This is a genomic window from Microbacterium sp. che218, assembly GCF_040436305.1.
GTDB classification, from domain to species: Bacteria; Actinomycetota; Actinomycetes; order Actinomycetales; family Microbacteriaceae; genus Microbacterium; species Microbacterium algihabitans.
In genome coordinates, this window is the sequence record NZ_AP031501.1 from 1,001,388 (window position 1) to 1,020,912 (window position 19,525).

At 69.2% G+C, this 19,525-nt stretch carries 19 protein-coding genes and 1 tRNA gene; 4 read left to right on the forward strand and 16 right to left on the reverse strand.

Annotated features, from left to right (window positions below; all coding sequences use genetic code 11):
* The first annotated feature begins 2 nt into the window (after positions 1-2).
* Entirely contained in the window at positions 3-809 is an 807-nt protein-coding gene (locus tag ABXS86_RS04750) for a PD-(D/E)XK nuclease family protein (protein ID WP_353665787.1), read from the forward strand.
* On the opposite strand, the gene ABXS86_RS04755 is transcribed toward ABXS86_RS04750, so the two are convergent.
* The 3 genes from ABXS86_RS04755 to ABXS86_RS04765 all read right to left on the reverse strand — a co-directional run bounded on the left by ABXS86_RS04755 (position 810) and on the right by ABXS86_RS04765 (position 4,782).
* Positions 810-2,768 carry a Druantia anti-phage system protein DruA gene (locus tag ABXS86_RS04755; protein ID WP_353665788.1) on the reverse strand — a complete coding sequence of 653 codons (1,959 nt, stop codon included), beginning with the start codon at positions 2,766-2,768 and terminating at the stop codon, positions 810-812.
* Complete coding sequence (locus ABXS86_RS04760; RefSeq protein WP_353665789.1) at positions 2,765-4,222, reverse strand: ATP-binding protein; 1,458 nt, start codon at positions 4,220-4,222, stop codon at positions 2,765-2,767. Before ABXS86_RS04760 ends, ABXS86_RS04755 begins: the two co-directional genes overlap by 4 nt.
* A 486-nt stretch (positions 4,223-4,708) precedes the next feature.
* Positions 4,709-4,782: transfer RNA gene (locus ABXS86_RS04765), tRNA-Pro, on the reverse strand.
* A gap of 123 nt (positions 4,783-4,905) precedes the next feature.
* Between ABXS86_RS04765 and ABXS86_RS04770 the strand changes: the two genes are divergently transcribed.
* Together ABXS86_RS04770 and ABXS86_RS04775 are read left to right on the forward strand one after the other, a co-directional pair.
* Positions 4,906-5,484 (forward strand): GNAT family N-acetyltransferase, encoded by a 579-nt coding sequence (locus ABXS86_RS04770; protein ID WP_353665790.1) that lies wholly within the window; start codon positions 4,906-4,908, stop codon positions 5,482-5,484.
* 42 nt (positions 5,485-5,526) lie between these two features.
* Entirely contained in the window at positions 5,527-5,910 is a 384-nt protein-coding gene (locus ABXS86_RS04775) for an RNA-binding S4 domain-containing protein (protein ID WP_307210226.1), read from the forward strand.
* A gap of 426 nt (positions 5,911-6,336) precedes the next feature.
* On the opposite strand, the gene ABXS86_RS04780 is transcribed toward ABXS86_RS04775, so the two are convergent.
* The gene (locus tag ABXS86_RS04780) at positions 6,337-7,239 is read right to left on the reverse strand and encodes an NUDIX domain-containing protein (protein ID WP_353665791.1); all 903 of its coding nucleotides are present in this window, start codon (positions 7,237-7,239) and stop codon (positions 6,337-6,339) included.
* Positions 7,240-7,325: 86 nt separating this feature from the next.
* Here ABXS86_RS04780 and ABXS86_RS04785 point away from each other — a divergent pair, with 86 nt between their 5' ends.
* Positions 7,326-7,739, forward strand: coding sequence for a GNAT family N-acetyltransferase (locus tag ABXS86_RS04785; protein WP_353665792.1), 414 nt, complete (start codon positions 7,326-7,328; stop codon positions 7,737-7,739).
* Between the two features lie 315 nt (positions 7,740-8,054).
* Here the strand turns inward: ABXS86_RS04785 and ABXS86_RS04790 are convergent, their stop codons facing one another.
* The 12 genes from ABXS86_RS04790 to ABXS86_RS04845 all read right to left on the reverse strand — a co-directional run bounded on the left by ABXS86_RS04790 (position 8,055) and on the right by ABXS86_RS04845 (position 19,512).
* Entirely contained in the window at positions 8,055-8,501 is a 447-nt protein-coding gene (locus tag ABXS86_RS04790) for a DUF805 domain-containing protein (RefSeq protein ID WP_353665793.1), read from the reverse strand.
* Positions 8,502-8,606: 105 nt separating this feature from the next.
* On the reverse strand, positions 8,607-9,044 hold the full coding sequence (locus tag ABXS86_RS04795; protein ID WP_353665794.1) for a DUF805 domain-containing protein: 438 nt from the start codon (positions 9,042-9,044) through the stop codon (positions 8,607-8,609).
* A gap of 338 nt (positions 9,045-9,382) precedes the next feature.
* A complete protein-coding gene (gene der, locus ABXS86_RS04800; RefSeq protein ID WP_144828164.1) occupies positions 9,383-10,906 on the reverse strand; it encodes a ribosome biogenesis GTPase Der in 1,524 nt (507 codons plus the stop codon).
* Positions 10,896-11,654, reverse strand: coding sequence for a (d)CMP kinase (cmk, locus tag ABXS86_RS04805; RefSeq protein ID WP_353665795.1), 759 nt, complete (start codon positions 11,652-11,654; stop codon positions 10,896-10,898). Before cmk ends, der begins: the two co-directional genes overlap by 11 nt.
* Positions 11,647-12,780, reverse strand: a complete 1,134-nt coding sequence (locus tag ABXS86_RS04810) for a prephenate dehydrogenase (RefSeq protein ID WP_353665796.1) — start codon at positions 12,778-12,780, stop codon at positions 11,647-11,649. The genes cmk and ABXS86_RS04810 overlap by 8 nt, the downstream gene beginning before the upstream one ends.
* A 54-nt stretch (positions 12,781-12,834) precedes the next feature.
* Complete coding sequence (locus tag ABXS86_RS04815; protein WP_307210210.1) at positions 12,835-13,671, reverse strand: pseudouridine synthase; 837 nt, start codon at positions 13,669-13,671, stop codon at positions 12,835-12,837.
* Positions 13,668-14,294, reverse strand: coding sequence for an SMC-Scp complex subunit ScpB (scpB, locus tag ABXS86_RS04820; protein WP_353665797.1), 627 nt, complete (start codon positions 14,292-14,294; stop codon positions 13,668-13,670). The genes ABXS86_RS04815 and scpB overlap by 4 nt, the downstream gene beginning before the upstream one ends.
* Positions 14,284-15,216, reverse strand: coding sequence for a segregation and condensation protein A (locus tag ABXS86_RS04825; RefSeq protein WP_409988241.1), 933 nt, complete (start codon positions 15,214-15,216; stop codon positions 14,284-14,286). The genes scpB and ABXS86_RS04825 overlap by 11 nt, the downstream gene beginning before the upstream one ends.
* On the reverse strand, positions 15,200-16,102 hold the full coding sequence (locus ABXS86_RS04830) for a ParA family protein (RefSeq protein ID WP_230704418.1): 903 nt from the start codon (positions 16,100-16,102) through the stop codon (positions 15,200-15,202). The genes ABXS86_RS04825 and ABXS86_RS04830 overlap by 17 nt, the downstream gene beginning before the upstream one ends.
* Before the next feature lie 299 nt (positions 16,103-16,401).
* On the reverse strand, positions 16,402-17,193 hold the full coding sequence (locus tag ABXS86_RS04835) for a DUF4184 family protein (protein ID WP_353665798.1): 792 nt from the start codon (positions 17,191-17,193) through the stop codon (positions 16,402-16,404).
* 1 nt (position 17,194) lies between these two features.
* A complete protein-coding gene (gene tyrS, locus ABXS86_RS04840) occupies positions 17,195-18,508 on the reverse strand; it encodes a tyrosine--tRNA ligase (RefSeq protein WP_353665799.1) in 1,314 nt (437 codons plus the stop codon).
* A gap of 53 nt (positions 18,509-18,561) precedes the next feature.
* Positions 18,562-19,512 carry a DUF2510 domain-containing protein gene (locus tag ABXS86_RS04845; RefSeq protein ID WP_353665800.1) on the reverse strand — a complete coding sequence of 317 codons (951 nt, stop codon included), beginning with the start codon at positions 19,510-19,512 and terminating at the stop codon, positions 18,562-18,564.
* Positions 19,513-19,525 lie beyond the last annotated feature (13 nt).

A 19,525-nucleotide genomic window follows, 5' to 3' on the forward strand; every position in this document is an offset into this window, starting at 1 on the left:
CGGTGCCCGAGGCAGTAGATCGGGTAAAATCGTTTCTACAAGACCGGCCGTCAACCACGACCCGCGTCCGACCCGTTCCTGCCGTCGACTCGGCTCCTCGAGATGCGCCCCGCGGCCCCGCCACACCGGGTATTCACATCGAGCGCACTGTCACGGTCGAGGATCTCCGCCTTTCCGCGCGCCTCGACCTGTTGTCGATTAACGAAGTCGGTGTCACGATCACCGACTTCAAAACAGGGGCAGAACGCGAAGAGCATGACGATCAAGTCCGCCTATACTCCTTGCTCTGGCGCTTCGACGCATTCACGAATCCGGCGGGCCGACCTGCATCCAAGCTGATCATCGCCTACCCGTCGCATGAACGCGCGGTAGCTGCCCCTGATGTGCAGCAGATGCTCGCTTTACACGCATTGACGAGGGCGCGCATTGCTGCAGCCGATGCGACCGTGATCAGTGCCTCGCCGCCAGCGTTGCCGAGACCGGAGGCGTGTCAGTTCTGTCAGGTCAAACATCTGTGCGACGCCTACTGGGTGAGCGTCCCCCGGCGCATCACGAGAGCGCCGCTTGATGAACGGTTCGACATGGAGGGCCGAGTCGCGCGGCGCAACGGGTCCCGCAGTTGGGTGTTCGAGACCTTCGACCAACCGGCGCTTGAAGTGCTCGTGCGGACTCTCGAGACGGACGTGCCGTTTCCCGTCGGCCGACGCGTCCGCCTTCTCGGCGTCCGTCGAAGCGTCGACCCTGATGCGCCTGAGCGCCCGGTGATCTCGCTCTCGGCGGCCTCTGAGTGGTACCCCCTTCGGGCGTAGTCAATTCTCGCTTGCATCCAGCGGCAGCCAGCCTTCTTCCTCAGGAGGCAGGGGCACCCGCGCACCATGCATGACAGGACGTGTGAGGCGATGGCGCGCCATCGCCTCACGAACCTCGGGCTGGCCCGCTCGCCGGAGCGCCCAACGGTCCAACCACCATCCGGCAATTCGCTGGTCGCCGTCTGGCAGGGACGGGTCAAGGAAGTAATCGGGATCATCGTCGATCCCGAGCGAGTAGTCGCGAAGGTTCCGGACGAGCGGCACGCCGTAGAGAATTCGCTGACGACCGTGCTTCAAGAGTTCATTCGTCGGCCAGCCGAGCGCAGCCAGACCGAGGCGCACCTTCCGGAGCCGTGGGCTAACTCCCTCACCGAACAGACTGTTTACCCGCACTGACGAGTCGCGGAGAGACGAAAGGCGAAGCAATGCTTCGACCGTCTCGTCCGTGAAGTGCGATGTTCCAAAGGATCGCGACCGTCCGAGTTCGTGGAAGCCCATGCGCGTGCCAGCTTCACCGCCCACAACCTCAGCCGGCCAGAACAGCCGATTGTACTGACTCGAACCCGTTCCATATAGCGACGTGGTACTGATGAAAGACAAACGAGCCTCGCGCACGATGGGCCGACCCGCCATGGCAGACGCGATCTCGCTTGGCCGATTGTACTTCTCCTTGTAGGCCGCCAGTACAGCCGGCGATGCCGCAAGCGCCCCTACGAGTTTGCCCGCCGTGAGGCCGTTATACGGTGCGACCGCACCACACACCGTGAGGTCTGCGATGACCGTTCCAACCCGCTCGCCGCGTGCGCGGCGGATCAGCCGACGAAGCTGGGCATGGGCTCGCCGATCTGCCAGTGCCGCACCGAGCCCTCCGGCCGAGGGCGCGGGGCGAAGAAATGAGCCCAACCCCATCTGGATATCCAGCGCTTCAGCCAAGGCCGCCGACCGCTTGCTCCGGAAGAGGTCGGTCTCGGCGCGGGTCACCCATGCATCACGCTCGATGTTGCGAACTTCGCGAATGGTGGCTGACCGGTGATGACGTTGCCGATATCGTTCCGCGTCGGCCTTGAGGCGCCCGACGAGTTCCTGTGTTGGCTTGGCGATGTCTGTGGGTTGCAGCACGCCACCCCGGAGCAAATCCTCCACATAGATTGCGTCGATCTGGACAGAGATCCGTCGGTCTACCCAACGGGCGAGTGCATCGGTGGGCTCCTCCCGGATCGATTGGAGGAACTCGTCTGTCTCCCAGCCCATCCAACTGTCGCGTTCGGCGATCTGAACGACGGGGCTTGAGATAGCTGCCAGCCCAATCACGGCGTGGTGAGGAGTAGCCGCATCGCGAACGAGGATTGGCATCGAGCGGCCCGGCACCGTCGCGTAGGCGTTTGACCAAGTATGGCGAAAGTAGCGCCACATGTCATGGAGGCGGAAGCCAGTCAAGGAGCAGGCCGAGTCATCAACCACCTGCACGTAGGGCTGGATCGCGGTCCGCCCGGTCGGGTCGCGGCGGAGCGCGTCCGTCAGTTCTCGCCCATCGCGCATTAGGTCGAAAACCGAGACCAGCGATTCGCCGAACTGGTGTGGTCTCTCCATCCCCTGGACGAAGCGCCGCACGCTTGGCCGCAGGAGTTGTTCGTCGCGCCTGAGATGCTCCTGGGCCCGGATACGCGACTTCTCAGCGTCACGGTCTCCTTGGACGGCTGGCGGTGAGAACAGTGGGCCGAGTCGGTCGACCTGGACAACCCACCCCTGATCCACAAGGTCGATCGCAGTGTGCACCGCGGCGGCGAGCGCTGGCTGGGCGTAGATGTCCCCCAGTCCTGCGTGCTCCAGCCGCTGCGCGTGCGTCGACCCAGAGCCAGCCGGTTCAGATAACGCACGGCAGAGCCGGAGAAACTTCGCCCGCTCGGCGGAACTCGACCCGGCAGGGAGGTTGAGCGGCAGATACTTCGACTCGGTCATGCCTTCTGGAGCATCCGTCCAAAGGTTGAACCCCACTGGACTAGGAGTTGGTTGGCCCCGTCGCCGCTGGCGAGGCTTGCTCGCGCCATTGAGAGAAGGAGCAATTCGACTGTGGTGCGCAATTGAGTGCCCGCACCGTCGGACAGTGCCTGCAGCGGCGCATAGAGCGCGGCAAAGGCAGGGTGGTCGACGTTGAGTTGCACCTCGAGCGTACTTGCGTGGAGCGACGTCGCGAAGAGCAAGTCGGGCGTGAGTTGTGCGGTGCTGATCCGGTATCCGAGTGGGCCTCGTCCATTCCCGCGGCTGTCCGTAACCACTGGGAGGTCTGGGTCAGCGGTCGCGGCCACTCGGCAGGAGATCTCGGCGGCGGCCTCGAACTTCACGTCTTCGAACGATTGTCGGACCCGGGCGTTGAGCATGCGAGCGATCGACTCGAGTTCAGGTTCGAGCGCTTCGCGTAGTTCAGTCGACGGACGGATGCCTTGCTTGTTGATAGTGATTCCAAAGTGGTCGTCAAGTGTCGGCTCGAACTCGATCTCGCAACGCCACCAGTCATCGTAGTTCTCTCGGCGCTTGCCTCCCATGAGGTGCCAGCCGTGAGCAATCTCTCGTCCTGCGCGAAGCACAGAGACGCCACCACCGCCAACGATCCCAACGCGTCGCTTCGTTACGTTGTCGAGATGATGCCAGCGGTGCACCGGAAGGCTCGCGAAGCGGACGTGCACCCAGCCGGAGCCGCCGTCAGGCGTTCGAAGCTCATACGCGAGCGGCGTGAAGGCAAGCGTTGCCGCCTCACCGTCAATGCCCGTGGACATCATCATTGGATCCTCGGGCTCGATCAGCCGCTCATTGAGCGAAACCTTCAATCCCTCGGACAAGAATCGCCGATACATACGTCCGAGATCACGGCGGAGTGATCGCTCTAGCCATCCGAGGCGCCGGTATTCGATGCGATCACAGTTTCGCCACGTGACCCGGCAGCCAGATGGCGTTGACGGCGAGGTCGTCGGCCATGCTCTCAGTGCGGGAGGCTCTCCAGCGACGATCGCATCCACATCGATGGTCACCGCGAGAGCGCCGCTGCAGTCTTGCCATGCGGCGACCTCGACGTGACGCGCCTGGCTGAGGGATGCGGCAGGCAGGCCCATTCCGAAACGACCAAACGACTCACGCCGGTCGAAGCGAGATGATCCGCCGAACTTGAGGCAAAGTTCGAGTTCTCGGCGACTCATTCCGGCGCCGTTGTCGAGCACCTCGATCTGCGGGTGCAGTGCCCCATCCGGTCGTGCGATGGTGAGTTCGATCTCGGTCGCCCCTGCTTGGATCGAGTTGTCGATGAGTTCCGCGAGCGCCGTCGCGAGGCTGACGTAGCCGGATTCTCGCACGGCCCTGATGAAATTGGACGATACGACGAGTTCTTCCGTCCGCCGGGTGGAATTGATCTTGCCGCTCATCGAAGCCCTCTCACTGGATACCGGGGTACCTCCAGAGTAGCTCGGCGAAGCCGTTGTGACGACCAACCTGTGGGGCCAATTCTTCTAGGATCGCGACGACCCTTTGGGGCGAACTTGCGGGTTCGACGAAGTTTCAACAGTGTGGGAGATGATGGGCAGCGCGGTGGCGTGACCGCATTGCATGCGAACGAGGATGACCTCCCGACCGTCGCCTTCGCGCTCCAGTCAAATCCCGGCGCCTACGGGCTACTGCTAGGCGCCGGTGTCTATGCTCCCAGCGACATTCCGACAGCCTGGGGCGTTCTGGCCAGTCTCATCGCTCGGTCAGCAGGTCTCGCTGGCGACCCGAGGATGTAGGCGCCGGGTATAAGGCGCATTTTGAACGCGGCCCCGGTGTCATGTAAGACCCATGTTGGACGGCGACCCGCACCCGGAAACGACAAGAGGTCCGAATCCCGCATTTCTGCGAGATTCGGACCTCTGCTGTCGGGATGACAGGATTTGAACCTGCGACCCCTTGACCCCCAGTCAAGTGCGCTACCAAGCTGCGCCACATCCCGTTACCCGCGAGCGGGCAACTCCCCTATATTAGCCCCTCGCCGACAGTGCCGCGAACCAGCGCACGGCCCGGGCGTGTGGCCGCACCCTTGTCGATGTCGGACCCCCTCGCTACGGTCGCCGACATGACGATCGAGATCCTGCCCGCGACCTCCGACCGCTCCGACGACGCCGAGGTCGCGCTCGACAGCGGCGATGGTCCCGGATGCCAGTGCCAATGGTGGCTGCTGACCAACGCGGAGTTCGAGAAGAACTCCCGCGAGCAGCTCACCGAACGGTTCCGCACCGAGATGCAGGGCGAGCGGCCCCCTGGGCTCATCGCCTATGCCGACGGAGAGCCGGCGGGATGGGTGCGCGTCGGCCCCCGCACCGATCAAGCGCGACTTCTGCGTACCCGCGACGTGACGACCGCCACGGCCGAGCCGCTCGACGCCGACGACGTGTGGGCGGTGTCGTGCTTCGTCATCCGCACGGCCCACCGAGGTCAGGGGTTGATGAAGAAGCTGCTGGATGCCGCGGTCACGACCGCCCGCGACGCCGGGGCACGAGTCGTCGAGGCGTACCCCCTCGACCCCGCCGTCTCGAAAAGGTCGGCGAATCAGCTGTACCGCGGCACGGTGTCCGTCTTCGAGGACGCCGGCTTCGACGTCGTCGATCGGCCCAAGCCCGATCGCGCCCTCGTCTCATTGACGCTGCGCGACTGACCGCCCGACCTACGATGGAGGTTCGCCCACCGAGGACTTGACATGACCGATGCCCCCACCACCGCGCGCGTCGACGCGTGGCTCTGGGCCGTGCGCGTCTACAAGACCCGGTCCGCGGCGACGACCGCGTGCCGCGCCGGTCATGTGCGCGTCAACGGCGAGCGGGCGAAGGCCGCGCAGCCGATACGGCCGGGTGACGAGTTGCGGGTGCGCATCCAGGGGTTCGACCGCATCCTCGTGGTCAAGAAGACGATCGCGAAACGCGTCGGCGCGGCCCTGGTCGCGGAATCCGTGGACGACCGCACTCCCCCGCCGCCGTCGAAGGAGAGCATGCCGTTCGTGCCCGTCCGCGACCGCGGCGCCGGACGCCCCACGAAGCGCGACCGGCGCGACATCGAGAAGCTGCGTGGCCGCGAGCTCGACTGATCGCACGGACCGGGGCTTCGACAAGCTCAGCCACCTCCCCACCTGCCCGCGGTAACCCAGGTCCCTGAGCCTGTCGAAGGGACCGGAGGCTTCGACAAGCTCAGCCACCTCACCAACCCACGTCTCTGACCCCGTCGAAGGGACCGGAGGCTTCGACAAGCTCAGCCACCTCACCAACCCAGGTCCCTGAGCTTGCCGAGGGGACCGGAGGCTTCGACAAGCTCAGCCACCTCACCAACCCAGGTCCCTGAGCTTGCCGAGGGGACCGGAGGCTTCGACAAGCTCAGCCACCTCACCAACCCAGGTCCCTGAGCCTGTCGAAGGGACCGGAGGCTTCGACAGGCTCAGCCACCTCCCGACCCGCGCGCGGTAACCCACGTCCCTGAGCCTGTCGAAGGGCAGCCCCCTCACCAACCCGCGCGCGGGTCAGTCGAGCTGATCCAGCAACCAGCGCGCGCCGTGGACGACCGCGCCGAGCTCCTCGACGCGCGTCGCGAGCTCGCGGTCGCTCGTCACGACGACGACCGGTCGGTGCTGAGCGACCAGCTCGCGAGCGACCGCCACGATCTCGTCGTCGCCCTCGCCCGGCGCGTGCCGCACCTCGATGGCGGGGGCGGCGGGCGCCGCCGAGCGGGCCTGTCCTTCGAGCACGGCCGTGACCGACGGAAACCAGCGCGTCGCTGAAAGCCCGAGTGCCTCGGCATCCACTCCCCGCTCGGCGAGTCGCGAGACCTTGGTGACGATGCGGGTGGCAGCGCCGGCACGGTCTTTCCACCAGCCGTCGGGCACCGCGCCCATCACGTTCGCGACGTCGACGACGATCGCGGGTCGCGAGGCGAGGGCCGCGCGCAGAGCCGGCCACGAATCCGCGAAGCCCGGATGCAGCGGCAGGTCGTCGACCCGGTCGACGGGAACCCACTCGAGCGCGACGCTCTCGGGGTCGCTGATCACCGGTTCGAACGGCGTCGTCACGTCGGCGACAAGCGTGGAGTACGACCAGATGCCGAGGTCGAGCACGCTCTCGAAGCGCGGGCTCACGGCATCCGCCGGAACTCCCGCCTCTTCACCCGACTCACGCAGCGCGCCGTCACGGGCGGACTCGCCCTCGTGACGGGCACCGCCGGGCAGCGCCCAGGTGTCGCCGAAGTGACTCCACGACACGCGGTGCTGCAGCAGCACGCCGCGGACGGGATCGAGGGCCAGCAGACCCGCGGCACCGAAGCGGCCCCAGTACTTCTCGCCGGTAGGCGCGACGACCCACGCATCGCCGGGGTCACGGGGCCCGTGCGGACGCCGCGGTTCGCCCGGGGCGGGAGGCTGGATCGTCATCCCCTCCAGCCTGGCACACCCGCCGCGCCGCAGCTCCGCCGCGCGTCACATCGCGCCTCGAACGCCGACCCGACGACACTGGAGGCGTGGACTACGACCTCGACGACGACCCCGAACGCATCGACCGGGAGGCGGTGTGGACCTGGCTGAGCACCCAGGCCTACTGGGGCCGCTGGCGCACGCGAGCCGACGTCGAGGCGCAGCTCGACAGCGCGTGGCGCGTCGTCGCCGCCTACCACCGCGAGAGCGGTCGGCTCGTGGGCTTCGCGCGCGCGGTCTCCGACGGAGTCGGCTTCGCCTACCTCGCCGACGTCTTCGTGGTCGACGGGCACCGCGGTCACGGCCTGGGCAAGGCGATCGTCTCGCGCATGATCGACGAAGGGCCCGGCCCGCACTTCCGCTGGACGCTGTTCACCAGCGACGCTCACGGCCTCTACCGTCAGTTCGGTTTCGCCGAGCCCGACCGCACGGCACTGGTGCGCCCCGCGGCTCCCGCCTGAGCCTGCCGGGACTCCGGTGCGGCCGCACAGGACGCACGAGACTGCATCTCGCTGACAAACCCGCGACAACCTGCAACGGTTTCGTCAGCGAGATGCAGTCTCGGCGAACCCCGGCGGGCGAACCCCGCGCCTGCGACACCCCGGCCCGCGAACCCCGCACCCGCGACGGCCCGGCCACCGAAGGCCGCACCCTCGACACCCGGGCACCGGGCGCCGCGACCCCGTGACAGCCCGCCGCCACGGCATCCGCCCCGCCCCTCCCCAAAGACGAACGCCCCGACTCCACACGGGAGACGGGGCGTTCGGTCGACGGGCTCAGGCGTCGAAACGCGCGCCCTGCGGGTCGGACGGCAGGAGCTCGAACACCAGCAGGATGATCCCGCCGACGAACGGAACGAAGGCGATGAGGATCCACAACGCGCTGCGGTTGGTGTCGTGCAGGCGACGGGCGATCAGGGCGAGGTGCGGCACGATCGTCGCGAGGCCCCAGAGGAACAGCACGATCAGGAACACGAGGCCCAGGCCGCTCGGCGGCACCGGGTTGCCTGCGGCGTCGACGCCGCCGCCACCGCCCGTGATCAGCGCAAGCATGCTGAGCACGAACGAGATCACGGCGTTGGCGAGGATCCACCACCAGAACTCGCTGCGGCTGGCCCGCCCGGTGAAGGTGGCGTACTTCTTGAAGAAGCGCTGGACGGCGGCTCCGATCGGCGCGCCGTAGTACGGCTGGCTGAGCGGAACGGCGGAAGAAGCAGTGGTCATGTGTGTCCCCCTGACACGATGGCGAGTGCAATGCACGCCGGTGACGTCACCGGCGCGAGTGAACCTTATCGACTCGGTCGGTCGCGCGAGGGCACCTTGCGCCGGTCAGCGGTCGAAACGCGCTCCCCCGGGGCGCGATGCCTGCACGGTGAAGACGAGCAGGATCAGCGGCCCGACGAGCGGGATCAGCCCGATGAAGATCCAGAATCCGCTGCGATCCGTGTCATGCAGGCGCCGCACCAGCACCGCCAGCGTCGGCACGATGGTCGCGAGGGCCCACACCAGCCAGATCAATCCGAGGATCACCCCGAGCGGACCGGTGACGGTCATCGAGCCGTCGGCTTCGACGCGGATGCCGTCGGTCAGCGTGGGCAGCGCGTTCAGCACCGTGCCCACGACGGCGGCGGTCAGCACCCACCACCAGTACTCGCTGCGGCTCGCGCGCCCGCGGAAGGTCGCGTATTTCGCGAAGACGCGGCGGATGGCGGCGCCCAACGGAGCGCCGTAGTACGGCTGGTCGAGCGGCGGCGCGACGGTGGTCATGGGGTCTCCCGGCGAAGCAGAGGGCGGATGCCACGGCGGCGCCGTCGCGAGAGCACTGTATCGACCGCCCGGTCGGGTGCGGGCCCGCTTGCGTCGCCGCCGCGCGCCGGCTCCACGGCCCGGCGCGCGTCGGCTCCACGGCCCGGCGCGCGCTCGAGACTGCATCTCGCTGACGAACCGGTGTCAGGCTGCACCCGGCTTGTCAGCGAGATGCAGTCTCGCGAGAAGTCCCGGCCCGCAGACCCGCCCGCACGCGGGGCCACGACGGCGAGACCGGCATCCCGCCACACGCGAAAGCGCCCCGCCCCACGACGGGGACGGGGCGCTCGCGACGCGACTCAGCGCTGGCGCTTCTCGCGGATGCGCATGTTGAGCACGATCGGGGTGCCCTCGAAGCCGTAGATCTCGCGCAGGCGTCGCTGGATGAACCGGCGGTAGCCCGGGTCGAGGAACCCGGTCGTGAACAGCACGAATGTCGGCGGGCGCGTGGCCGCCTGCGTGCCGAACAGGATGCGGGGCTGCTTGCCTCCGCGCAGGGGGTGCGGGTGCTCGGCGACGAGCTCCGACAGGAAGGCGTTGAACTTTCCGGTCGGAATGCGGGTGTCCCACGACTCGAGCGCCTGCTCGAGGGCGGGCACGAGCTTGTCGAGGTGACGACCGGTACGGGCCGAGATGTTCACGCGCGGGGCCCACGCGACGTGCGCGAGGTCCTGCTCGATCTCGCGCTCGAGGTAACGGCGACGGTCCTGGTTCTCCATGTCGTCGTCGCTCAGGCGATCCCACTTGTTGAACGCCAGCACGAGCGCGCGACCCGACTCGAGCACGAGGTCGATGATGTTGAGGTCCTGCACGCTGATCGGCTGCGACACGTCGAGCACGACGACAGCGACCTCCGACTTCTCCAGCGCGGTCGAGGTGCGCAGCGACGCGTAGAAGTCGGCGCCCTGCGACAGGTGCACACGGCGACGGATGCCGGCGGTGTCGACGAGCGTCCAGAGCTTGCCACCGAGCTCCACGACCTCGTCGACCGGGTCGCGGGTGGTGCCCGCAAGCTCGTTGACGACGACGCGCTCTTCACCGGCGGCCTTGTTCAGCAGCGACGACTTGCCCACGTTCGGACGGCCGAGGATCGCGACGCGGCGGGGGCCGCCGATCTCGTACTTGGCGACGGCCGAGACCTCGGGCAGCACCTTCATGATCTCGTCGAGCAGGTCGGCGACACCGCGACCGTGGATCGCCGAGACGGGGTGCGGCTCGCCGAGTCCGAGGTTCCACAGGGCCGTGGCCTCGGGCTCCTGCCGCGCGTCGTCGACCTTGTTGGCGATGAGGAACACCGGCTTGCCGCTCTTGCGGAGCAGCTTCACGACGTGCTCGTCGGTCGAGGTCGCCCCCACCGTGGCATCCACCACGAACAGCACGATGTCGGCGAGGTCGATCGCAACCTCGGCCTGTGCGGCCACCGAGCGGTCGATGCCCTTCGCGTCGGGCTCCCACCCGCCGGTGTCGACCAGCGAGAAGCGGCGGTCGAGCCACTCGGCCTTGTAGGTCACGCGGTCGCGGGTGACACCGGGGGTGTCCTCGACGACGGCCTCGCGGCGGCCCAGGATGCGGTTCACCAGCGCCGACTTGCCGACGTTCGGGCGCCCGACGATCGCGACCACCGGCAGCGCCGGCAGGAACTCGATCTCTCCGTCACCCGAGGCCAGGCCCGCGAGCAGCTCGGCATCGTCCTCATCGAGGTCGAAGTCGGCCAAGCCCGCGCGCAGCGCTTCGGCCCGCTGTTCGGCGAGCACCTCGTCGAGATTCTCCATCTTTTCGGCGAGCTGGTCGGGCCCGCCTTCGTACTCGTCTTCAACGCCCATCGCGGGCTCCCATCGTGGAGTCGACGACGTTCAACACGGCGTCGACGGTCTGTTCGAAATCGAGGTGGGTCGAATCGACGACCTCGACGCCGGGGGCGGCGGTGAGGAAGTCGACGACCGTGGAATCGGCGGCGTCGCGCTTGTGCAGCGCAGCGGCCACCTTGGCGGCGTCCTGGTCGGTGAGCTCGGCGCTGCGGCGCGCGGCGCGCACCTCGGGGGCGGCCGTCAGCAGAATGCGCACGGGGGCGTCGGGGAAGACCACCGTGGTGATGTCGCGGCCCTCGACGACGACACCCCGAACAGCGGCGGATGCCACAAGCCGGCGGAACAGCTGGTTCACGGCCTGGCGCACGGCGCCCACGCGTGCGACACCGCTGACGGCGTCGGTCACGCGCGGCTCGCGGATCGCGGTCGTCACGTCGACGCCGCCGACGCGCACCCAACGGTCGGTGGTGTCGAGCGAGATCGCGTAGTCGAAGTCGCCGAACACCTCGAGCACCGCGGTGGAGTCGGAGGTGTCGACCCCGTGCTCGAGGGCGTGCCAGGCGAGGGCGCGGTAGGCGGCGCCGGTGTCGAGGAATCCGTAGCCGAGGCGGGCCGCCGTCGCCTTCGAGACGCTCGACTTGCCGCTGCCGGCGGGACCGTCGATCGCGACGATGACGGGGGCGGATGCCGAGCCCTCGGCGGGGGCCGGGAAGCCCGGCGCGGCGAGGCCGGGGCGGAAGAGGGCGGGGGTCGGATCAGTCATTGGTGGTGCTCGCAATCCGCCATCCGCGCTGCTCGAGCCCGTCGACGGCTCGGCGGACGGCGTCGGGGACGACGCTGATCTCGGCCAGACCGAAGGGAGCCCCCGGTGAGTGCTCGAGACGCAGGTCTTCGACGTTCACGTCGAGGTCGCCGAGTTCGCCGAACAGGCGTCCCAGCTGGCCGGAGGTGTCGTCGATCATGACGACGAAAGTATCGAAGCGGCGGTTCTGACCGTGCTTGCCGGGCAGGCGCTCGACGCCCTCGTTGCCGCGACGGATGGTGTCGGCCACCGCGCGACGGGCGCCGGGGGCGTCGGGGTCGCGCAGCGCTGCGGCCACCTCGGTGAGGTCGGACGCGAGCTCGTCGAGCACGGCGACCACGGGGGCCGCGTTCGCTCCGAGGATCTGCACCCAGAGTTCGGGGGCGGATGCCGCGATGCGCGTCGTGTCGCGCACGCCCTGGCCCGCGAGACGGAGCGATCCGTCGGGGGCCGTGACGAAGCGACCGGCGAGCAGGCTCGCCACCAACTGCGGCACGTGCGACATGAGCGCCACGGACTCGTCGTGCTCTTCGGGCGTCATCTCGAGGAGCGTCGCCCCGAGGTCGAGGGCGAGGCCTTCGACGAGCGAGAGGTCGTAGGCCGAGGTCTCGCCGTCGCGGCAGACGACCCACGGGCGGCCGACGAAGATGTCGGCGCGGGCCGAGATCGCTCCCCCGCGCTCGCGCCCGGCCATGGGGTGCGAACCGATGTAGTGCGTGAGATCGACCCCTCGTTCGCGAAGGGTGCGCAACGGTTCGAGCTTCACGCTCGCGACGTCGGTGACCACGGCATCCGGATGCGATTCGAGCTCGCGCTGCACGACGCCGGCCGTCACGTCGGGCGGCACGGCCACCACGATCAGCGAGGGCTCGTCGTCGGGGCGTTCGGCGCGGCCGGCGCCGTAGTCGATGGCCAGGCGCAGCTGCGAGGGAGACGCGTCGACCAGCACGACGTCGACGCCGCGGGCGGTCAACGCGTGGCCGATGCTGGCACCGAGCAGACCCGAGCCGACGATGCGGACGGTGCCGCTCGTGCGGGTCGCCAAAGGCCCGGCCGCGCGCGCGGACGTTCCGTTCGGTTCGCTCATCGGGTCTCCTGCTGCCCTGGGCGACGCCTCACGCGCCGCGGGCGCCCGCGAGACTCACTCGGCCGGATCGGCCGGAGCGCTGTCGGACGTGCGCGACAGCGTGAGAAGGGCACCGCGTTCTACTGTAGTCAATTCGCGCGCCTTCCCCACCGGGAGAGTTCCCAGGTGCAGCGGCCCGAACTGCCGGCGCACGAGCTCGACGACCGGGTGACCGACCTCGGCGAGCATGCGCCGCACGATGCGGTTCTTGCCCGAGTGCAGGGTCAGCTCGACCAGGCTCTCTCCCCGCGAGGCGTCGAGCAGGCGCGCCTTGTCGGCCGCGATGCGTCCGTCTTCGAGGTCGACGCCCCTGATCAGGCGCTGGATGGTCTGCGGCAGCACCTGCCCCTCGACCTTGGCGATGTACACCTTCGTCACCCCGAACGAGGGGTGCGCGAGGACGTGGGCGAGGTCGCCGTCGTTGGTCAGCACGAGCAGGCCGCTCGTGTCGGCATCCAGTCGACCGACGTTGTAGAGCCGCTCGTCCCACTCCTGCGTGAACTGACGCAGGTCGGGGCGGCCGCGGTCGTCGTTCATCGAGCTGACGACCCCGGTGGGCTTGTTGAGGATGACGTAGCGCTTCGACTCGTCGAGCTGGATGGCCGTGCCGTCGACGTCGACCAGGTCGGTCTCGGGGTGGATGCGGCGACCGAGCTCGGTGACGACGAGGCCGTTCACGCGCACACGGCCCTCGACGATCATCTGCTCGGCGACGCGGCGCGAGGCCACACCGCGGTTGGCCAGCACCTTCTGCAGGCGGATGCCGTCATCGCTCGCGGAACCCGCGCCCTCGGTCGCCGCGCCCTCACTCAGTGAGCCCCCGGTCGCTGAGCCTGTCGAAGCGTCGCTCATTTCAGTACCTCTCCGTCGAATCCGTCTGAGCCATCGTCGAGCAACGGCGAGATGTGCGGCAGCTCGTCGAGCGAGTTGATGCCGAGGTTGACCAGCAGCTGGTCGGTGGTTCCGTAGTGGATCGCGCCCGTGTCGGGGTCGGTGAACACCTCGGTGATCAATCCGCGGGCGAGCAGCGTGCGAACGACCGAGTCGACGTTGACCGCGCGGATCGACGCCACCTGCCCCCGCGTCACGGGCTGCTTGTAGGCGATCACGGCGAGCGTCTCGAGCGCTGCCTGCGACAGTCGCGACGGCGCCTGGGTGTTGACGAACTCCCCCACCACGTCGTCGTACTCCTCGCGCACGTAGAGGCGCCACCCGCCGCCCACTTCGCGCAGCTCGAAACCGCGCACCGGTCCCCCGGTCTGACCGTCGTAGTCGGCCACGAGCGTCTCGACGGCCTGTCGAACGGCCGGCACGGGCGCACCGACGGCGGCGGCAAGGCTCACGAGGCTCTGCGGTTCGTCGAGGATCAGCAGGATCGCCTCGAGGCGACGGGCGACGGATGCCGTGTCGCTCGGGCGCTGTGCGGGGATCGGGGCCTGCGCGGGGGTGGTGTCGATCACGGTGTCATCGGTCATAGTCGGCTCCCAGGGCGGCGAGGTTCTCTTCCGACCACCTCTCGGCGGTCCAGCGCAGCGTCAGTTCGCCGAGCGGTTCGAGCTGCTCGAACGACAGGGCGGCGTGGCGGTACAGCTCGAGGATCGCCAAGAATCGCGCGACGACGACCCCCGTCTCGGTGACGCCGGCGACGAGGTCGCGGAAGTTCAGCGTGCCCGCCGAGCGCAGCAGCGTCACCACGATCGCCGCCTGTTCGCGGATGCTGATCAGGGGCGCATGCAGGTGGTCGAGCCCCACCGTCGGGATCTCCTTCGGTGCGAAGGCGACCACCGCGAGCGCGGCGAAATCGTGGGCGCTGAGCGTCCACTTCAGCTCGGGCACGGCGCTGCGGTACTTCTCGTCGAGCCGCACGTTGCGCGTGTGCCGCTTGTCTTCGCGCTGCAGGCAGCGGGCGAACCACGCCGAGACCTCCTTGAAGGCGCGGTACTGCAGCAGACGCGCGAAGAGCAGGTCGCGCGCTTCGAGCAACGCCACCGACTCGGCATCCACCAGCTCACCCTGGGGCAGCAGACCCGCGATCTTCATGTCGAGCAGAGTCGCAGCCACGACGAGGAACTCCGACGCTTCGTCGAGGTCGCCGTCGGGTCCCATGGCGCGCAGGTACGAGATGAACTCGTCGGTCACGCGGCTGAGCGACACCTCGGTCACGTCGAGCTCGGCGCGCGAGATGAGGGTCAGCAGCAGGTCGAACGGCCCGTCGAAATCGGGCAGCGAGACGCGGAAGCCGGCGGGGGCGTCATCCGCGAGGGGGCTGAGCTCGTCGAAGCCACCGGGCGCGCGGGTGCCGGGCCCTTCGACAGGCTCAGGGACCTCCGTTGCGAGGGGGCTGAGCCCGTCGAAGCCACCGGAGGGGGCGGCGGTGTCGTCAGGCGACGGCGCCACGGGCGACCAGCTCCCGCGCCAACCGCAGGTAGGCCTGGGCGGCGGCGTGCTCGGGCGCGAACTCCGTGATCGGCATGCCCGAAACCGAGGCATCCGGGAACTTCACCGTGCGACCGATGACCGTCTCGAGCACGTCGTCGCCGAACGCCTCGACCACGCGCTCGAGCACCTCACGGGAGTGCAGCGTGCGGGGGTCGTACATCGTGGCGAGCACCCCGTCGAGCTCGATCGCCGGGTTGAGGCGGTCGCGCACCTTGTCGATCGTCTCGACGAGCAGCGCGACTCCGCGCAGGGCGAAGAACTCGCACTCGAGCGGGATCAGCACGCCGTGCGCCGCGGTGAGGGCGTTGACGGTCAGCAGACCGAGCGAGGGCTGGCAGTCGATGAGGATCACGTCGTAGTCGGACGCGACCTTGCGCAGCACGCGGGCGAGAATCGTCTCGCGGGCGACCTCGTTGACGAGGTGCACCTCGGCCGCCGACAGGTCGATGTTCGCGGGGAGGATGTCGAGTCCCTCCACCCGGGTCTCGACGATCACCTCGCGCGGATCGCGCTTCGTGTCGAGCAGCAGGTCGTAGATCGTCTCCACGTCGTGCGTCTGAATGCCGAGGCCGGCCGACAGCGCGCCCTGCGGGTCGAAGTCGATGGCCAGCACACGGCGGCCGTAGCCCGCGAGCGAGGCTGCGAGGTTGATCGTGGTCGTCGTCTTGCCGACGCCGCCCTTCTGGTTGCAGAGGGCGATGATGCGGGCGGGGCCGTGACTGTCGAGCGGCTTCGGGGTGGGGAACCCCTGGTAGGGGCGACCGGTGGGTCCGAGGATGACCTCGTCTGCGCCCGTCTTCTTGCCCTTTGTGCTCGCCGACACCGAGTCTCCCGCCTTCGTCATAACGTCCCCGAGTCTAGCCGCCGCCCGTCGCCGCGCCCGTGTGACCCGCGGGCGGCGCCGAGGTCGCGCACCCCGGTGGCTTCGACAGGCTCAGCCACCTCCCGACCGAGGTCGCCGAGCCTCGCAACGAGGTCCCTGAGCCTGTCGAAGGGACCGGCCCCCGCCGCACACCGCTCCCCCGGTGGCTTCGACAGGCTCAGCCACCTCCGTCACCCAGGTCCCTGAGCCTGTCGAAGGGACCGGACCCCGCGCCCGCCCGGTGGCTTCGACAGGCTCAGCCACCTCCCGACCGCGCAGCGCTAGGCCGCGCGCACGATCGCCCGCGCGCGTCGCGTCTGCACGAACAGCGCCAGAGCGAGCGTCAGCGCCGCCCAGGCGGCGGCGACTTTCGTCAGCACGCCGTAGATGAGGTGGGTAGTCGTGTACTCCTCGTCGAACCCGCCGTTGAGACCGAGTGCCACGGCGGATGCCACGACCAACGCGACCGGGAGCGAGAGCCACCACGCCCAGCGGGCGGCATCCGGAAGCACCCTCCGCAGGGGCTCGGGCGCGTGCCGCGACAGCCACACCAGCGCGAAGATCCCCAGCACGAGCAGCCCGAACACCCCCGACCCGTACTGCAGCCACTTCGTCACCGAGAAGGGGCCCCAGCGATCGGCGAGGGCGGGGACGAGCTGTTCGCCCGTCCGCCCTTCGTGCGTGAACAGGTCCCACGCGATGTGCGAGGCGACTCCCAGCGCGAGCGAGAGGACGAGCCACACGATGCCGACGACTCCCCCGCCGACGCTCTCGCGCAGGGCCGCGCGGGCACCGGCATCCCACTGCGTCGGCAACCGCTCCGCCACCGGTCGCGGCAGCAGCTCGCGCGTCGCCGGACGCAGCACGCACCGCCAGACCAGCAGCAGCACGAAACCGACGACGACCGTGAGCGGCAGCCACGCGAAGTCATGCGTCAGGCCGTAGTCGGGCCACATCCCCCGCACGAACAGCGGCAGGTCGGGGGTCATCGCCCCGATCGCGATCGCCGCCGGAACCAGCCGTGTGCGCAGGAACGGAAGCGCGACGACGGCGTGGCTCGGCGTGAACGGCATGTCAGCTGAGGAAGAGTCCCGCGAGCGTCTTCTTGCCGCGGCGCAGCACCGACACCCCGCCGGGGAGGGTCCCCCGCACGACCGTGTCGTCGCCCGCGACCTTCTCGCCGTCGAGCGAGACGCCGCCCTGCGCGATCGCGCGGCGCGCGTCGCTCAGGCTCGACGAGAGGCCCGTGGCGGTGAGCGCCTCGGCGACCGGTGTACCGGCCGCGACGGTCGCGTGCGGCAGCTCGCTCAGGGCGCTGCGGAGCACATCGGCATCGAGCGCGGTCAGGTCGCCCTGCCCGAACAGCGCCTCGGTCGCGGCGATGACGCTCTCGGTGGTCTCCGCCCCGTGCACGGTCGTCAGCACCTCGCGGGCGAGACGCTTCTGCGCCGCGCGGCGGAAGGGCTCCGCTTCGACGAGCGCCGCGTACTCCTCGATCTCGGCGCGCGTGAGGAAGGTGAACACCTTCAGGCGCTCGATGACGTCGCGATCGTCGGTGTTGAGCCAGAACTGGTACATCGTCCACGGGCTGCACATCTCGGCATCCAGCCAGATCGCATTGCCCTCGCTCTTGCCGAACTTCGTGCCGTCGCTGTTGGTGATCAGCGGCGTGCCGATCGCGTGCACCGAAACGCCCTCGACCTTGCGCACCAGATCGGTGCCGCTGGTGAGATTGCCCCACTGGTCGCTGCCGCCGGTCTGCAGCACGCAGCCGTACGAGCGGTGCAGCTCGAGGTAGTCGAGGCCCTGCAGGATCTGGTAGCTGAACTCGGTGTAGCTGATGCCGGCCTCGGAGTTGAGGCGCGCGCTGACCGCGTCTTTCTTCAGCATCGTGCCGACGCGGAAGTGCTTGCCGATCTCGCGGAGGAAGTCGATCGCGCTGAGCGGTGCCGTCCAGTCGAGGTTGTTGACGATGCGCGCGGCGTTCTCGCCCTCGAAGCTCAAGAAGCGCTCGACCTGCGCGCGCAGGATCGCGACCCACTCGGCGACCGTCTCGCGCGTGTTGAGCGTGCGCTCGGCCGTGGGCCGCGGGTCGCCGACGAGGCCGGTGGAACCGCCGACGAGACCGAGCGGGCGGTGCCCGGCCAGCTGCAGGCGGCGCATGAGCAGCAACTGCACGAGGTTGCCGAGGTGCAGGCTCGGGGCGGTCGGGTCGAACCCGCAGTAATAGACGATCGGGTCCCCCGACAGCAGTTCGCGCAGTTCGGCCTGGTCGGTCGAGACGTGGACCAGGCCGCGCCACAGCAGCTCGTCCCAGACGTTGTCGAACGTCGGGTCGTTGGCGGGTGCGAGGGCGCTCAGCGGCGCCGCATCGGTGGAGGTGGACACCGGTTCAGGGTACCAGCGGGGCGGGACGGCTCCGGATGCCGCGACCCGGGCGATCAGGCGGGCCGGGCCCGGTCTGCGGTGGGTACGCCGGCGGGCGGGTCGGTCGGCAGCAGGAGCACGCGGGTCTGCGCGCGGGCCATCGCGAGCACCACCGCGGTCAGGCCCGCGAACAGCACCGCGCCGATGACGAGGACCCACCCGATGGCGGTCCGCACGGTCTCGCCGCCGGCGACGGCGAGCACCACGATCCCCGCGACGAGCACGAAGACGTCGAGAGCGGCGGTCGCGAACGCGACGATTCGCAGCGTCAGCAGCGCCTGCGCCGCGTGGAAGGTCGGTCGCACGCCGAAGCGCGAGGTGACGTAGTCGGCCCATCGTGTGCCGGTCCACCACCTGCCGGCCTGGCGGCTGATCGGGTACCAGCCGGCGCCGGGTCCGTCGGCCTCGCCGGGGAGCGGTCGCACGACCGCGGGCGCCTCGGGACTGCCTGTCGGGGTGGGGATGCGCCGCACACGGGTCGCCTGAATGGCCATCGCGAACCACAGTCCCGACAGCACGAGCCACAGCACGGGCATGAGCGACATCCCCCCGAACGCGATGCTCGAGACCGTCTGCATCATCGCGAGGGTGAAGAAGACCGCCCCCATGGCCCAGGCGAGCGCCGGCTGCTCGATGGTGGCCCAGTCGATCCCCGGCCGTCCGTCGCGCACGCGCGAGCCCGTCCAGACGCGCCCGTCCCACCAGCGCAGCTCTCCCGCTCGGGTCGGATACCACCCGGGTTGCGCAAAAGCCTGCTCCTGCGGAACCGCGGCGGTCTGCGCGGTCGCGGCCTGGGCAGCCGCGGGATGGGCGTCCGCAGGCTGGGCACCCGTGGATGGCGGCGCCGCAGGCCGAGCACCCGACGTCGGGACCGGCGCCTCGTGCGCCGTCCACTGCGCTGCGTCCCACCAGCGGACGCGCCCCGGCGTCCCTGCGTCGTACCAGCCCGGTCGTGCGTTGCTCATCTCGACTCCCCCG

Excerpts from the sequence above, each read along its gene's own strand:
- ABXS86_RS04755 (WP_353665788.1), bottom strand. The coding sequence starts at position 2,768 with ATGACCGAGTCGAAGTATCTGCCGCTCAACCTCCCTGCCGGGTCGAGT.
- ABXS86_RS04760 (WP_353665789.1), bottom strand. The coding sequence starts at position 4,222 with ATGAGCGGCAAGATCAATTCCACCCGGCGGACGGAAGAACTCGTCGTA.
- ABXS86_RS04770 (WP_353665790.1), top strand. The coding sequence starts at position 4,906 with ATGACGATCGAGATCCTGCCCGCGACCTCCGACCGCTCCGACGACGCC.
- ABXS86_RS04775 (WP_307210226.1), top strand. The coding sequence starts at position 5,527 with ATGACCGATGCCCCCACCACCGCGCGCGTCGACGCGTGGCTCTGGGCC.
- ABXS86_RS04780 (WP_353665791.1), bottom strand. The coding sequence starts at position 7,239 with ATGACGATCCAGCCTCCCGCCCCGGGCGAACCGCGGCGTCCGCACGGG.
- ABXS86_RS04790 (WP_353665793.1), bottom strand. The coding sequence starts at position 8,501 with ATGACCACTGCTTCTTCCGCCGTTCCGCTCAGCCAGCCGTACTACGGC.
- ABXS86_RS04795 (WP_353665794.1), bottom strand. The coding sequence starts at position 9,044 with ATGACCACCGTCGCGCCGCCGCTCGACCAGCCGTACTACGGCGCTCCG.
- der (WP_144828164.1), bottom strand. The coding sequence starts at position 10,906 with ATGGGCGTTGAAGACGAGTACGAAGGCGGGCCCGACCAGCTCGCCGAA.
- cmk (WP_353665795.1), bottom strand. The coding sequence starts at position 11,654 with ATGACTGATCCGACCCCCGCCCTCTTCCGCCCCGGCCTCGCCGCGCCG.
- ABXS86_RS04810 (WP_353665796.1), bottom strand. The coding sequence starts at position 12,780 with ATGAGCGAACCGAACGGAACGTCCGCGCGCGCGGCCGGGCCTTTGGCG.
- ABXS86_RS04815 (WP_307210210.1), bottom strand. The coding sequence starts at position 13,671 with ATGAGCGACGCTTCGACAGGCTCAGCGACCGGGGGCTCACTGAGTGAG.
- scpB (WP_353665797.1), bottom strand. The coding sequence starts at position 14,294 with ATGACCGATGACACCGTGATCGACACCACCCCCGCGCAGGCCCCGATC.
- ABXS86_RS04830 (WP_230704418.1), bottom strand. The coding sequence starts at position 16,102 with ATGACGAAGGCGGGAGACTCGGTGTCGGCGAGCACAAAGGGCAAGAAG.
- ABXS86_RS04835 (WP_353665798.1), bottom strand. The coding sequence starts at position 17,193 with ATGCCGTTCACGCCGAGCCACGCCGTCGTCGCGCTTCCGTTCCTGCGC.
- ABXS86_RS04845 (WP_353665800.1), bottom strand. The coding sequence starts at position 19,512 with ATGAGCAACGCACGACCGGGCTGGTACGACGCAGGGACGCCGGGGCGC.